Annotated in this window: 16 protein-coding genes and 1 pseudogene; 5 read left to right on the top strand and 12 right to left on the bottom strand. The window is 61.5% G+C overall.

The features are described 5' to 3' along the window. Window positions 1–22 precede the first annotated feature (22 nt). Both EJ066_RS17345 and EJ066_RS17340 read right to left on the bottom strand, forming a co-directional pair. Entirely contained in the window at window positions 23–472 is a 450-nt protein-coding gene (locus EJ066_RS17345) for a hypothetical protein (protein WP_126040010.1), read from the bottom strand. A gap of 228 nt (window positions 473–700) precedes the next feature. Next, window positions 701–1273, bottom strand: coding sequence for a transglutaminase-like cysteine peptidase (locus EJ066_RS17340; RefSeq protein ID WP_245454920.1), 573 nt, complete (start codon window positions 1271–1273; stop codon window positions 701–703). A 328-nt stretch (window positions 1274–1601) separates the two neighbouring features. On the opposite strand from EJ066_RS17340, the gene EJ066_RS17335 reads away from it, so the two are divergent. Beyond that, window positions 1602–3077: an FAD-dependent oxidoreductase gene (locus tag EJ066_RS17335; RefSeq protein WP_126040006.1), complete on the top strand. Its 1476-nt coding sequence runs from the start codon at window positions 1602–1604 to the stop codon at window positions 3075–3077. Between the two features lie 258 nt (window positions 3078–3335). Here the strand turns inward: EJ066_RS17335 and EJ066_RS17330 are convergent, their stop codons facing one another. From EJ066_RS17330 to EJ066_RS17315, 4 genes and pseudogenes are all read right to left on the bottom strand, one after another. Then, complete coding sequence (locus EJ066_RS17330) at window positions 3336–3767, bottom strand: hypothetical protein (RefSeq protein ID WP_126040004.1); 432 nt, start codon at window positions 3765–3767, stop codon at window positions 3336–3338. A gap of 248 nt (window positions 3768–4015) precedes the next feature. Beyond that, window positions 4016–4450, bottom strand: coding sequence for a CBS domain-containing protein (locus EJ066_RS17325; protein WP_126040002.1), 435 nt, complete (start codon window positions 4448–4450; stop codon window positions 4016–4018). Between the two features lie 77 nt (window positions 4451–4527). After that, window positions 4528–5011: pseudogene (locus EJ066_RS17320) on the bottom strand (DUF2267 domain-containing protein). A 207-nt stretch (window positions 5012–5218) separates the two neighbouring features. After that, window positions 5219–5455, bottom strand: coding sequence for a polymerase (locus EJ066_RS17315; RefSeq protein WP_126040000.1), 237 nt, complete (start codon window positions 5453–5455; stop codon window positions 5219–5221). A gap of 244 nt (window positions 5456–5699) precedes the next feature. On the opposite strand from EJ066_RS17315, the gene EJ066_RS17310 reads away from it, so the two are divergent. After that, on the top strand, window positions 5700–5864 hold the full coding sequence (locus EJ066_RS17310; RefSeq protein ID WP_126039998.1) for a DUF3309 family protein: 165 nt from the start codon (window positions 5700–5702) through the stop codon (window positions 5862–5864). A gap of 148 nt (window positions 5865–6012) precedes the next feature. Further along, window positions 6013–7419, top strand: coding sequence for a PAS domain S-box protein (locus EJ066_RS17305; protein ID WP_245454919.1), 1407 nt, complete (start codon window positions 6013–6015; stop codon window positions 7417–7419). Between the two features lie 21 nt (window positions 7420–7440). Here the strand turns inward: EJ066_RS17305 and EJ066_RS17300 are convergent, their stop codons facing one another. Then, window positions 7441–7806 (bottom strand): hypothetical protein, encoded by a 366-nt coding sequence (locus EJ066_RS17300; RefSeq protein WP_189644294.1) that lies wholly within the window; start codon window positions 7804–7806, stop codon window positions 7441–7443. A 260-nt stretch (window positions 7807–8066) separates the two neighbouring features. Between EJ066_RS17300 and EJ066_RS17295 the strand changes: the two genes are divergently transcribed. After that, window positions 8067–8345: a hypothetical protein gene (locus tag EJ066_RS17295; protein ID WP_245454918.1), complete on the top strand. Its 279-nt coding sequence runs from the start codon at window positions 8067–8069 to the stop codon at window positions 8343–8345. 115 nt (window positions 8346–8460) lie between these two features. On the opposite strand, the gene EJ066_RS17290 is transcribed toward EJ066_RS17295, so the two are convergent. The 5 genes from EJ066_RS17290 to EJ066_RS17275 all read right to left on the bottom strand — a co-directional run bounded on the left by EJ066_RS17290 (window position 8461) and on the right by EJ066_RS17275 (window position 11921). Beyond that, on the bottom strand, window positions 8461–9069 hold the full coding sequence (locus EJ066_RS17290) for a cysteine hydrolase (protein WP_126039996.1): 609 nt from the start codon (window positions 9067–9069) through the stop codon (window positions 8461–8463). Between the two features lie 198 nt (window positions 9070–9267). Then, window positions 9268–9678: a DUF427 domain-containing protein gene (locus EJ066_RS17285; RefSeq protein ID WP_126039994.1), complete on the bottom strand. Its 411-nt coding sequence runs from the start codon at window positions 9676–9678 to the stop codon at window positions 9268–9270. Between the two features lie 98 nt (window positions 9679–9776). Further along, complete coding sequence (locus EJ066_RS17280; RefSeq protein WP_126039992.1) at window positions 9777–11069, bottom strand: DUF763 domain-containing protein; 1293 nt, start codon at window positions 11067–11069, stop codon at window positions 9777–9779. Then, window positions 10994–11248, bottom strand: coding sequence for a hypothetical protein (locus EJ066_RS31440; protein WP_189644583.1), 255 nt, complete (start codon window positions 11246–11248; stop codon window positions 10994–10996). Before EJ066_RS31440 ends, EJ066_RS17280 begins: the two co-directional genes overlap by 76 nt. Then, complete coding sequence (locus EJ066_RS17275; protein WP_126039990.1) at window positions 11220–11921, bottom strand: MgtC/SapB family protein; 702 nt, start codon at window positions 11919–11921, stop codon at window positions 11220–11222. Before EJ066_RS17275 ends, EJ066_RS31440 begins: the two co-directional genes overlap by 29 nt. A 147-nt stretch (window positions 11922–12068) precedes the next feature. On the opposite strand from EJ066_RS17275, the gene EJ066_RS17270 reads away from it, so the two are divergent. Next, on the top strand, window positions 12069–12284 hold the full coding sequence (locus EJ066_RS17270) for a KTSC domain-containing protein (protein WP_126039988.1): 216 nt from the start codon (window positions 12069–12071) through the stop codon (window positions 12282–12284). Window positions 12285–12303: the final 19 nt, after the last annotated feature.

The following is a 12303-nucleotide window of genomic DNA, read 5'->3' as shown; positions in this document are numbered from 1 at the left end:
CCGAGCCGATGAGGCGCCGGGTTCAGGCTGAAGCCGGACCGGCGGGTTCCTGGATCTCGCGGAGGGATGGAACGGCAATCCATCCTCGAGCGGATCGAGATGTTCCGGCGCGCCGTATCGCTCGCTTCGCATCGTCCACGCCCAGGCCGTCTGGATCGCGCAGAAAAGCGCATCGAGCCGATCGCCGCTGGGGTCGTCGGCCAGATTGCGCGGAGCCTCGACTCGTATCGAAATGGCTGCGCTCCAGTTCCCCGTCTAAAATCAATGCCAGCATCCGATGGCGCGTCTCCCGCTGCAATTCCGTCTGCTTCCTGCGACTGTCGTTCTTGTAGCTGGTTCGGGAAATCAATTGCCTGGCCAAAGCGCCGGGATAGGCCTCCACGACGATCCGCTCCGGATCGCCCTGCCGAAGGCCGGGGATTGTGACGCCGGCCTCCACCGGCCGCGCTCCTGTTCTCAAATTGCGCTTCAACAGCCGCAATCCTTCAAAACAGAAGCTTCATTTGCAAACCGACCCACCAAAGGCCGCGTCAGCGGCTTCGTTCAATCCCTCTTGATTCAATCTGAACGTCCGACGCTCTGGTGGAGGCTCTCTAAGCCAGTCACCTAAATCGCGTTTCACATGACCTCTGTCAGACCTTGCCATTCCCGAACATGGCGCGGAAGCGCCAAGCGTCGTCCAGTCGCAAACTCGAAAGGTTCAGTCGACTGCCCCGACCAGTACATCGGGATGTCCACGTATCGCGACCCAACGCCCGGTATCCGTGGACGATTGCCTTTTTAAAAACCTATATCCAGTTTCCGACCAAAGCTTCACGTCGTCGTTGAGGTTGTCGAGCACGTAGTCGCCCTTGTCGGTCTTGACCGTCAGCACCGCATGCCCCTCACCGTCCTTCTTTTTGACGACGGTGATCAGCAGGTTCGAAAGCGATATGCCCTGCAGCTCGAGCATCTGGCGCTTAAGCAGGACGTAGTCCTCGCAGTCGCCCCGCGCGTTGTCAGGATAGGACCAGAATTCCATCGTTCCATGAACGGCAAGATCGCTCGCCGGCTTGATCGATCTGTTCACGAGCCTGGTGACGGACGCGAGCTTATCTTCCAGTCCTGCGCTCATAGCGACTGGAGGAATGTTGCCTGATCGTATCCTGCATTCCGCGGCACGCCTTCGGCAGAATTCAATGTAGCCGACAGGGGCGGACGTCCGCTGCCCGATGGCCATGGCACCAAGCACCCCGTCGGCCGAAGCTTTCTCCATCGGCGTCACGGACAACATCAAGCCTGTCAGCAGGCCAGCACACAACCATGCCCGCGGTATCCCAAATCCCATTCGCCCCGCCCAAGGTAACGACCCGAAACATTCTTTAATGTCGCGTTACCATCTTTTCATGGGCACATCAACGCAGCCGACGCACAATTTAAGGCTACGGTGGCGAGCTGACACTCTGCGGCTGTCATCACCCGAATGAAGGCCCCAATCCAACAACCGGCTGCCTTAGAAGTCCCGATCGCCCCCGGATCGGTGATCCAGGGAACGTTCCCGTGCAGAGGCAGTTATCGAAATGTCAGCGCCAGTGGGTCGAAGCGCAAGGAACGCGGTTGAAATGGCTATTCTTTTGGGACAAGCGGGAAGCTGTTGGACGCCAGCAGCCATCGCTACGAGCTATCCTCCGCTCGAAGGCTCGATCCATGCGGACGCCGTTGTCGTGGGTGCTGGTATTGTCGGGCTCACCACCGCGCTTCGCCTTTGCGAGGCCGGTCGGTCGGTGATCGTCATCGAAGGCCTGCGGACAGGCGGCCAGGTGACCGGCCGCTCGACGGCCAAGATCACGACGCAGCATGCTCTGATTTATCGTCATCTTATCTACACCCTCGGCCGGGACCTGGCGCAAGCCTACGCCGATGCGAATTCCGCCGGCGCCGTCCAGATCGGTGAATGGGTTCGCAATTATGCCATGCCCTGCGATCTCGAGACCAAGGACGCCTATACCTACACCTGCGATGCAAGCCGGCGCGCGGAGATCGTGGCCGAGGCAGAGGCTGCGCGTCAGGTCGGGCTGAACGCCGATATTCTCGATCGCGCGCCGCTCCCTTTCGAAACGGCCGCCGCTCTGCGTTTTTCCGACCAGGCGCAGTTCAATCCGGCGATGTATCTGGTTGGCCTGGCTCAAGCGGTTACGGCCCGTGGCGGACGGATTTTCGAGAACAGCCGTGCCATCTCGGTCGGCGAGGCGAGCCGCTGGCGCGTCGTCACCGGCAGCGGCACCGTTCACGCCGAGCATGTGGTCGTCGCCACCAATATGACAGTGAAGAGCCCCGTCGGCATGGCGAACCGGACCCAGCCGCGCTGCCATACCGCCATGGCGTTTCGGATCGAGGACCCTCTTGCCGTCGACGGCATGTTCATCGGCATAGACGATCCGACGCATTCCATTCGCACAGGCCGTGACACTGAGGGTCCACTGCTGGTCACGCTCGGTTCCAAATTCGATACCGGCCAAGACGGCGACGTGGCAAAGCGGTTCGTCGAGCTGGAAAAATGGGCAAGAAAGAACCTTCCGATCGGCGACGTTGCGTGGCGCTGGTGTAACGAGGACTACGATACGGCGGACCGGGTTCCGTTTGCCGGCGAACCAGATCCCGACAAAGCCCCCGGCTTCCACATCGCCACCGGTTTCAACGCCTGGGGCATCACCAACGGAACGGCCGCGGGCACGATGATCGCGGATTTGATCCGTGCTCGGCCAAGCCCATGGCAAAGGCTCTACGATCCGGCGCGCTCTTATCCCGAGGACTTCCACAAGAACGGCCGCAGCCAATCGATCGTCTCAAGCGCCGACCACATTGTGCCCGGCGCGGGCGGCGTGATCGTCAGGGGCGACGAAAAGATCGCGGTGTGGAGAGACGTCGAAGGCGAACTCCACTCCGTTTCGGCGACATGCACCCACAAGGGCTGCACCGTGACCTGGAACAACGCGGACAGCACCTGGGATTGCCCTTGCCATGGGTCGATTTTCGCCGCCGACGGTTCGGTCATCCATGGTCCGGCTCGAACACCGCTTGCGCCGGCGACGCTGTAAAAAGCGGCAACTGACACGGCCCAGGACTCCCTGGGAGGTGATCGGGCCCCGCCCCGGCGGCAAAAAGCAATCAGGATCTGCCGTTTTGATTGGAAAACGGCGTGAACGTTTTCGGGCTCGGCCATGGCGAGACGATCGATCCCCGCCTCGGCGTGCTTTCCGGCCCGATCAATGTCGGACCTGCACGGCGATACGATGCCGCCCGGCAAGCCCGGCGTCCACTTTCGAGAGCACGACTTGTCGCCATGCCGCGCGGCGTCAACGCGCTAGCGCCGCCCTTAGCCAAGCGAGGAATCTGTTCCCGCTGATTGTCCGGCGGACCCTGGCGGCAGCCCATCGCGCTTGCATCGTGGCACCGACATGGCAATGGCAGACGATGTCGTGCAACTGCCAGTCACTCACGTCGAAGAAGCGCTTCGCCTCCCCATAGGTGTCGTCTTTCAAGCCCTCGGCGCGCAGCACCGGGTCCTCGTAGGCAACGGTGATCGGCGACCCCGCGCCACGCGCCACGGCACGGGCTTCGGGAGTGAGATATTCGGTGCCTGTAAGCGCTCCGAGGCAGCGCTGTGGATTTTGTTCGAGAAGCTCTGCCCAACGCTCGATCCGCTGCCTTCGAGTCATGGTCGGGTATGTCGCCGAGAGCTTGACCTCCGCGATCGTCTGCAGTTGGTCGAGTGTCTGGTATTTCATGGTCGGCTCCTTTCGATAGGTCGAAGCGCCCACGCCCTGAGAAAAAATTATCGCGCCGTGACGCGCTGACAAGGCCGGACCTGGCCCGGAACTGGCAATGTGAAGGGCTCGCCTGTCATGCGGCATGGCACCGGCCAGAGACTGTCGTCGGCAGGTCGGTTCCTCCGATAAGGCCGGCAGCACCCGGCCCCGCGCCAAGGCAGGTGAATGGCTGTTCATCGTTTGACGCAAAGGCGCGAGAAACGCCGTCAGGCCGTCTGGTTGTGAGCACCGCCGGGTTGCGAAATGGCGCTCAGGGCTTCGCCGGCGGTAACGTCGTCGCCCTTCATGGCAACGTCACCGAGCGACAGGATCCCGACCAGGCGCTTGTCGCGATCGACGACCGGCAGACGGCGAACCTGGATATCGCCCATGTTGCGCGAAACCTCATCGACATCCTGATCGGAGAAACAGTATTTGACCTCCGCCGTCATCACGTCACGCACCTTGGCGTCCGGCCCTTTGCCCTCGGCCACCGCGCGGATCGCGATATCCCGGTCGGTAATCATGCCGACCAGCCGATCCTGGTCGCCAACCGGCAATGCACCAGCATCGAGGCTCGCCATCATTCTCGCGGCTTGCTGGATCGTCTCGTCCGGATTTGCGACACGAACATCCCGCGTCATTGCTTGACTGACCAACATCGCAATCTCCTTCCTCTGCATCTACTGTGTATTCACGTTTTGCCTCGGCGTTGGCGATCGGGGTGCCGCGTCGTCCATCACCAAGGTGGCACCGCAATTCCGGCTGCGCCTCGATCGGGCGGGACGACGACCCGTTCTTCAGCCGCGCGCCACATCGCGCGCAGCTTTTCCGGCAATGTGGCCTGGACCTTCGCGACCTGACCGCGAGACATGCCGGGATAGCGTCGCAAAGACCAAACGGATCGCATCATTGGCGTCGATGGGCCGCGTATCGGACAAGCGGTCCGCGACTTCGGCGACAAATTCGTCCCGATCCGAGTCGCTTGGCTGCTTTGCCGGCTCGAATTGATCGTAGTAGGCGCCCCGCACCAGGAGCGGCAATTCGGCGCCAAGATGCACGGCAAGCCCCAGAGGCAGCCGGTCACGCAGCATCTGCAGCACGACCGAGAGCACCTTCCAGGAGAGCTGCCGATCAGGGCCGAGCTCCTCCATCAGCTCATCGAGCCAAGTATGGGTTGTCTGAAGCGTCTTGTCGAAGACATCGAGGCCTGCCGCGTCCATGCGTCGTCCTCCACTGCGGTCTTCCGGCATGAAACGGACGACACGCGCATGGGTTCCGCTCGCGGTTTCAAATTCCGCGATTATCGCCTTGCAATCGTCATGTCGGCCCTGCTTTGGCAGGGTGGGTTGTTTCACGTCACCCAAGGCCGAGGCTACCGTTAGCGATGACGCACGCGTTCTCCCGCCGGAGCCCGCCGCGGCATACGGTCAATCCATGGGACGGGAAGGCAGCTTGTCTGCATCGAGGGTGTCGGGCAGGCATGGCGCGGGGTCGCAAGACTTGCGTGTCGATGCGGTGGTGACGGCATCGAGTTCCGACACCAGCACCATGTTTGCGTGGCGCGGTGGCCATAGCGGTTCGCCGAACAGAAGGAAGATGCCGCCAACCGTCAGGGCCAGCAGCAGGAGCATCGCAAGATTGGCAAACATCTCTCCATACCGCATGACGACCTCCGCCCGGCGAACGGCTTACGCATGAAAGGGCTGGGGCGACCTGTGACCGCCGATGAAAGGATTGAAAATCGGATAACCAACGCGGTCCTGGCCTCTTGGTTCCCCAGGGCCCTGTTGGCTTCGACCGGTGGAACGGGAACGCCCTCTTGCGAGTTCATACTCATCGACAGGCGCATGGACGTGCCGCTGTAAATGGCGCGGGTGCGCAAACAGTGCGCAAACAGGGAGAACCACCATGAGCCTCGGCACCATTCTCATCATCATTTTGATCATTGCGTTGCTTGGCGGGTTTAGCGGCCTGGGTGGCGGGCCGTTCTATGGTACTGGCTACTATGGCGGCGGCGGCCTCGGTCTTGTGCTGCTCATCCTCATTATCCTGGTCCTGCTCGGGCGCATCTAAGCGCCACCCGCCGTGCCGCCCTGTTGCCGCGTCGAGCAATGTCGCGGCATCCGGGCGAAGGCAGCGCATGCAGTGAGCCGACGGGAACCGAAATCGCTCAGCCGCATTCTACGTCCGCACAAATCCACCAGAATGGCGCAGGCAATACGTGGACTTCGTTCAACAAGCCGACATAGGCCTCGGAGTTCCGGGGCTTCCCTCTGCCGATCTGCTGCAGTCGCTGCCCGTCGCCATCTACACCGTCGACAAGCAGGGCCGCATCACCTTCTTCAACGAAGCCGCGGCCGAGCTGTGGGGCCGTCGTCCCATCATCGGCCAGGATCAGTGGTGCGGCTCGTGGAAGCTTCGCCAACTCGACGGCCGGCCGATGGCGCATGGCGAATGTCCGATGGCCGTGGCGCTGCGCGAAGGACGTGATGTCTCGTGGGACCAGGCGATCGCGGAGCGGCCGGATGGCGAACTCGTTCCGTTCAGGGCTCACCCACGCCTGCTTCGCGACGGAGCTGGCAATGTTGTCGGCGCCATCAACACGCTGCTCGACCTGCGCAAGCAGACGCTGGGCGACGAAGCCCGCATGCGTCTTGCCGCCATTGTCGAGTCGTCGATGGACGCCATCGTCTCGAAGGACATGAACGGCATCATCACCAGTTGGAACGACGCGGCTGAACGCTTGTTCGGCTACACGCCTGCCGAGGCGATCGGCCGCCCTGTAACGATCCTCATTCCACCCGACCGTCTCGATGAGGAAGCCTCGATCATCAGTCGCATCCGCATCGGCGAACGCGTCCCCTCCTATGAGACGATGCGCCTGCGCAAGGACGGCACCCTCGTTCCGGTTTCGCTTACCATCTCCCCGATCCGCGACGCCATCGGGCGGGTCGTCGGCGCCTCCAAGATCGCGCGCGACATCAGTTCCCACAAGGAGAGCGAGCGGCGCATCCGGTTGCTCATGCGCGAGGTCAACCATCGCGTGAAGAACCAATATTCGGTGATCATTTCGATGATCCGCGAGACCAGCAAGCTGACGAGCACGCCCGAGGCTTTCCTCGACCAGGTTCGGGAGCGCATCACGGCGCTTTCGGAATCCCATGATCTCCTGGTCAATGCCGACTGGCGCGGCGCGACCGTCGGCGATCTGGCCCAGGCACAGCTCAAGGCCTTCGCAGCGCAGCCGCGCGTGTCGATGGCCGGGCCGATGGTGCTGCTGCAGCCAAACGCCGTGCAATATCTCGGCATCGCGTTCCACGAACTCGCCACCAATTCGGCAAAACATGGAGCGCTGTCCTGCGGCGGCGGACGCGTCGAAATCGATTGGGACGTGGTTCCTGCCGGCGACGGCGCCGATATCTTTCGACTGGTCTGGCGTGAGTTGGGCGGACCGATCCTGGACTCTGTCACGAGGCGCGGTTTCGGATCCGTCGTCCTCGAGCGAGTGGCACCGCAGGCACTCAGCGGCAGCGGGCGGCTGGAGTTTCACCAGCAAGGCGTAACCTGGACACTCGAGGCGCCGCTGTATTTCGTCCAGGCATCAATGACTGATATCGCGGCCGATTGAATTTCGCCGCACCCGTGAAGCTTAGCCCTTTCCCCTCCGAGCGACTGTGCTGACGCCGGGCCAGACCTGCTGCGTTTGGCCCGGCTGGCGAAGAAAGGGGAAATCGGCTCCGTCCTCCAGAACATCGAAGCTGCCACCGCCTGAGAGCCGAGAGATGTCCCCTGATTCAAAAACGGTGAGGCTGTCGAATTCCATGGGTGCCCCGCAGAACTGGGCGGCTTGCAGCACCAGGCACTCGATGTCTTCAAGTGCGAGGTTTTCCGCGAGATTTCGCAGCCGCACGGCCTCCGCCACCGCAGTGACATTGACTATCCCGTGGGACCGGGCGGCTACCCAAACCAGCAGGTCAACGTCGCGGCACAAATGAGCCGAATAATCGTATCTCATGGAAAACCCTCTCTTTCAGGAGCGGTTTGTCCCTCGTGATCAGAATGCGCCACATTGATTCGAATGGCAAGCAGTATTCATAAAATTATCTTGTGAAATCAAATAGTTAGTATAGAAAGCAGACTGCAAGGTCGACGCCTTGCTGTAACTATGAGCGCTGCACGCCGATGGCGCATAGACCGACCTTGACGTCCGACGGGTGTTTTCCTAATTCTATCTCGAATTAGATAAATACTAACTTTGAGTGGCTGGGGGCGGATATGGCCGAGCTGGAAAGACCCGAACGCCTGCAGATCATGCTAAATGCCAACGAATTGGCTGCGTTGGAGAACTGGCGCTTCGAAAAGCGCATGCCAAGCCGGTCGGCAGCCGTGAGAGAGTTGCTGCGGCGCGGTCTCCAGGCAGACGGATTTTTGACGGCAGCGCAAGGTGCCAAGTCACAGGAGTTCGGAATCCTGCCCAGTTCCGCGATTGTCGATGAACCGTCCAGCGACAAGCCGCCTCGTACAAGGCAAACAAGAATTCCCCGCAGTCGCTGACGGTCTTCGCCATCGACCGCAGCAAAAAATCGGTCGATCAAGCGAAGCTGCCAAGAAACCCGGCAACCGGCTTCGGCTCAGTTGGCGGTTCCAATCGCCTGCAAGCGAACCTGCCTCAAATCCAAGATGACAGGATGGTCTCCATTTCGACTGTTTCGACCTGCTGGGCGAACCGTTGATGGTAAACCGTCAGGAGCGCGTCATGCGTGGTGTCAGAGGAACTGCACAGCGCATCGGTAACCAGAACGACGCGATAGCCGAGATCGATAGCCCCCAAGACTGTGGCTAGCACGCAGACATCGGTTTCCCCGCCGGTAACAACCAGCGTGTCGACATGGTGCTTGGACAAAAAAGCCTGGAGCCTGCCCTCCAGCCACGGGGAATAGATGTGCTTGTCGATGACGGCCGCCGGCGGACAATGTCGTGCCAGGGCAGGCAGGAGGTCGATCATTTCGGGGTCGAGATTGTCCATCGTCATCGACGCCCAGCGCTCGTAGTAGCGCTTCCACGCACCAACCCCCTGCCCTGGTTTTTGTGCGGGCAGGAACCGGGTAAAGACCGTCTGCCGGGCCCGCCTTCCGACAAGGCTTTCGATCAAAGGCAGGACGCGCGCCATCCACGGCGTCGCCCACGGCGACGGTGAGGCGAACAAGCGTTGCATATCGACGCATAGGTGCACGCATGTGTCGCCCAATGGTCCGTATGCCAGTCCGGGCGTCGACATCATGACATCGACGATGGCGGGGTCATCGCCCACACGGAATTGACGCCATGGGTCAACAAGAAGGATCCCTTGCTAGAACGTCCTGCCAAGCAAACGCGAAGCGCCATATCTCGTTCCCGGGGTTGGCTGGAACCGACGATAATCATCAATCATCGCCGCCTACGGCATGACCGGCCGATGTGAGAGTTCAAGCGCTTTCTATTCGGGGATGTGAGGCGTATGTCGCTTATCCTCGGCGGGATCGGCATCGATCCGCGCCTTGTCGGGATCGAAGGCGCCATGGCAGGCGATAGCCAATGCCGGGGTGTCAGGCGTTTCATATGCCCACATGAAGTCGTCAGCCGCTCCGCCCACCGCTTGAACCCGCCAGTAACTCGCGGTGCCCTTCAACGAGCTGCGCGTCGTGGTGTTCGTCTTCTCCAGAAACTCGAAATAGATGTCGTCGAAGGGGATATAGAAAACAGGATCATGCCCTTCTTCGTAAAGCACTTTTGCCCGCTCGGACGAGGCAATGATCGCGTCGGAGAATCTGACTGTCACGGCTCCATCGAACGGAGTAATTGTAAGAGCGCCCGGACGGCCGGCGGAATTTACGGCTAAGGGCTGCATTCGACTTCTCCGTTGGCTGCGTTATCCCATGAAACGTCGTATCGCCCATCAGGGTTCCAGGTTTGGCCAGCCTCATTGGCATTTCGACAAAATCCTTTTTATTTGACTTGTTTGGCTTGTTTGACTTGTTTGGCGTCCGCGGGCGCCTCGGGTGCGGGCTCCCAGCCGAACACGCTGCGACCGCCGAGCAGATGCGATTGATCGAACTCTCCAGCGACGATTTCCTTCAGGCTGGGCCCCGTGACATAGCGTTCGACCTGGCGTGACTGGTCGTCCAGCCGCTTCAAGGCACCAATTTCTTCGTCGCGGCCGAGCCTGGCCTTGTGGACGGCCGACTTCAAGACACCGATCGTCTCGTCATAGACCTTGAGCGGCACGGGGAATGGATGCCTGTCCTTGCCGCCATGCGCCAGCGAGAAGCGGCCGGGATCGGAAAAACGGCATGGCGCGCCATGCAGCACCTCGGCAACCAGCGCCAGCGCCCGCACCGTCCGGGCGCCGACACCGGGGACCAGAAGAAGCTCGGAGAAATCGGCGGGGCCACGCTCGGCGGCCGCCGCCATGTTCCCGTGAAGACGGCGCATGACGACATCGCTTTCGCGAACGTCGTGGTGCGCCGGCATGACCAAATGCGGCAGCATCGGCTGCTGGTCCGGCGCCTGCGCCGGCGCCGGCGTCGCGCCGCGTTCCAGCGCGGCGAATTCCTTCACGATGCGATCCGGTCCGAGGTCCCGCAGGAGCTCCAACTGCCCCTTGCGCGACGCGTCGGCGCGGCGGTCGGTCAGGTTGACGATCTCGCCCTGGTTGGCGCCCTCGATGGCGGCATGCGGCTGGTCGACGAAGCTCTTCAGGCCTTCGGACAGCCAATGATAGCGGCGCGCCACCTTGCTGTCGCCGTTCATGCCCTGCTGCACCACGACCCAGTCGCCATCGTCGGTCACGATGAAGCCATGCAGATACAGATCGAAGCCGTCCTGAACGGCGGCGCTATCAACCTTGGCGACGAGCCGGCTGGCAGTTGCCAGGCCTGTTCCGTCAAAGCCGACGCGCTCGCCGATGACGGCAAGCTCGTGCGGGGTCTTGCGTGAATGCGCGCCGCGGCCGCCGCACACGTGAATACCGAGCTCGCTGGAGAGCGGAGCCAAACCACGCTTCAAGGCGCCGATGACGCTGGTCGTGATGCCGGATGAATGCCAGTCCATTCCCATGACGGCGCCAAACGACTGGAACCAGAAGGGATGCGCCAGCCGGCGCAGCAGCTCCTCGCGACCGTAATGGTGAATGATCGCCTCGCACATGACCGCGCCAAGGCGCGTCATGCGGTCGCCGAGCCATTTCGGCACCCGTCCGCCATGAAGTGGAAGATCAGCACTTCCCGATCGTTGCGCCAAATCTTGCTGCCTGTTTCCGATACATGCCTTGCGTTCGACAGATAGGTATCGAACACGGCGTGAAGAAGCGATGATACCCGCTTCGAGCTGCCGATGCCCGATCCGAATCCCCATTGCCGGTGCCCGGCCCGCTCGGCATCACTGTAGCGGTTATCGGGAAGATTCGGTGCGGAGATCAAATTTCTCGATCTCGCAATGCTCACCCACCAGTGTCAACAAATCCATCGGCGGCGATGCCCTTTCAGACCGCCTCCAGCTGATCTCGAACGCCATCACGGGGCTGTCGCGATCTGGGCGCCGCTCCATTCCAACCAGGCGTGCTCGATAACCAGAAGGCCCGACGATCGTGTCGAGGTCTTCATGATCCCCCGCCTTCCAGGTGAGCGCCAACACTGCGTGGTGTTCGCGCGGTATCACCAGATCGACCCATTTCAACACGAGCAGAATGACTAGCGTCAGCGCCGTTCCGGCCGCGCCCAGGCCGTATTGGCCACCCCCGAATGCCAATCCTATCATTGTCATCATCCACAAGGTCGCTGCCGTGGTGACGCCGCTGACAAGACTGCCGCGGCGAAGAATGGCGCCACCGCCGATGAAGCCGACGCCTGTCAACACGCCCAGGGGAAAGCGCAGAACGTCCATCCGGGCAAAGGAATCCGGATCACTGCCGACAAACTCCAGCAGAATAGTGGCCTGCGTCATTGCGATCGCGGCGGCCAGCCCAACCAGGATGGTCGTCCTGAGGCCTGCCGCGTGTCCGCGCGCCTCCCGGTCGAGGCCGATCAATGAACCGGCGAGCACGGTCAGAAGCAGGCGTGCCGCGACGTCTTGCCAAACCGGGATGAGAGACATCGGCAAACCCCGACCGCTAGCGTTTGAATTACGACTGATCGCCATTCAATTCCATTAGGGCGATTCCGGTTCCATCGGCGGCGGAACCTGGCTCGCCGGGATGGGTTGTTGCCCAGACGCGTCAAGTCTTGGGTCGAGTGTTGGGAAATGCCTTCAACCGCCATCCAAAGCATGAATTACGATCCGGCGACCAGAACGCTCTCGGTATGGTTCGTCCCAAGCGGACATCGCTATGATTACGACAACGTGCCGCCACAGACCTACGCTGCGTTCCGCAAAGCCTCGTCAAAAGGCCGGTTCTTCAATGCGTTCATCCGAGATCGGTACAGGTACCGTCTGGTCGGGCAGAGCCAGCCGGGATGAGACCCGACGCAATGAAGGA

The sequence above is a fragment of the Mesorhizobium sp. M9A.F.Ca.ET.002.03.1.2 genome, assembly GCF_003952365.1.
In the GTDB taxonomy this organism is placed as follows: Bacteria; Pseudomonadota; Alphaproteobacteria; order Rhizobiales; family Rhizobiaceae; genus Mesorhizobium.
The sequence above is the reverse complement of the archived record's forward strand: the minus strand, read 5'-3'. Positions and strand labels throughout refer to the sequence as shown.

What these genes read in the sequence shown, in the direction of transcription:
- EJ066_RS17340 (WP_245454920.1), bottom strand. Translation starts at nt 1,273, where the DNA reads ATGTTGTCCGTGACGCCGATGGAGAAAGCTTCGGCCGACGGGGTGCTT.
- EJ066_RS17335 (WP_126040006.1), top strand. Translation starts at nt 1,602, where the DNA reads ATGGCTATTCTTTTGGGACAAGCGGGAAGCTGTTGGACGCCAGCAGCC.
- EJ066_RS17330 (WP_126040004.1), bottom strand. Translation starts at nt 3,767, where the DNA reads ATGAAATACCAGACACTCGACCAACTGCAGACGATCGCGGAGGTCAAG.
- EJ066_RS17325 (WP_126040002.1), bottom strand. Translation starts at nt 4,450, where the DNA reads ATGTTGGTCAGTCAAGCAATGACGCGGGATGTTCGTGTCGCAAATCCG.
- EJ066_RS17315 (WP_126040000.1), bottom strand. Translation starts at nt 5,455, where the DNA reads ATGCGGTATGGAGAGATGTTTGCCAATCTTGCGATGCTCCTGCTGCTG.
- EJ066_RS17310 (WP_126039998.1), top strand. Translation starts at nt 5,700, where the DNA reads ATGAGCCTCGGCACCATTCTCATCATCATTTTGATCATTGCGTTGCTT.
- EJ066_RS17300 (WP_189644294.1), bottom strand. Translation starts at nt 7,806, where the DNA reads ATGAGATACGATTATTCGGCTCATTTGTGCCGCGACGTTGACCTGCTG.
- EJ066_RS17295 (WP_245454918.1), top strand. Translation starts at nt 8,067, where the DNA reads ATGGCCGAGCTGGAAAGACCCGAACGCCTGCAGATCATGCTAAATGCC.
- EJ066_RS17290 (WP_126039996.1), bottom strand. Translation starts at nt 9,069, where the DNA reads ATGTCGACGCCCGGACTGGCATACGGACCATTGGGCGACACATGCGTG.
- EJ066_RS17285 (WP_126039994.1), bottom strand. Translation starts at nt 9,678, where the DNA reads ATGCAGCCCTTAGCCGTAAATTCCGCCGGCCGTCCGGGCGCTCTTACA.
- EJ066_RS17275 (WP_126039990.1), bottom strand. Translation starts at nt 11,921, where the DNA reads ATGTCTCTCATCCCGGTTTGGCAAGACGTCGCGGCACGCCTGCTTCTG.
- EJ066_RS17270 (WP_126039988.1), top strand. Translation starts at nt 12,069, where the DNA reads ATGCCTTCAACCGCCATCCAAAGCATGAATTACGATCCGGCGACCAGA.